Origin of the sequence: Pseudomonas sp. K5002, assembly GCF_013386655.1 — a bacterium.
Classification (GTDB): Bacteria; Pseudomonadota; Gammaproteobacteria; order Pseudomonadales; family Pseudomonadaceae; genus Aquipseudomonas.
Genome location: NZ_JACARK010001220.1, coordinates 1 through 327 on the forward strand (window position 1 = coordinate 1; position 327 = coordinate 327).

Consider the following 327-nt stretch of genomic DNA (forward strand, 5'->3'; position numbering starts at 1 on the left):
GTTCGTGCCGGTCAGCGGCTGGGCGGCCGACCGGTTCGGGCCGCGTCGGGTGTTTATCAGCGCCATCGTGCTGTTCACCCTCGCGTCGGTGGCCTGTGCCTGCTCGGGCTCGCTGTTGCAACTGTCCCTGGCGCGTTTGGCCCAGGGTGCCTCGGGGGCGATGATGGTGCCGGTGGGACAGGTGATCCTGCTGCGCTGGTCGGCGCGGGAAAACCTGCTGCGTGCCATGTCGTACCTGACGGTGGCGGCGCTGGTTGGGCCGCTGCTGGGCCCACCGTTGGGCGGGCTGTTGGTGACGGTGCTGTCGTGGCACTGGATCTTCCTGAT

At 68.8% G+C, this 327-nt stretch carries 1 protein-coding gene; it reads left to right on the forward strand.

The genetic code is table 11. The annotated features are described in order from the left end of the window. Positions 1–327, forward strand: a 327-nt coding sequence (locus tag HX846_RS35080; RefSeq protein ID WP_178967242.1) for an MFS transporter, incomplete at both ends; no start/stop codon positions are given.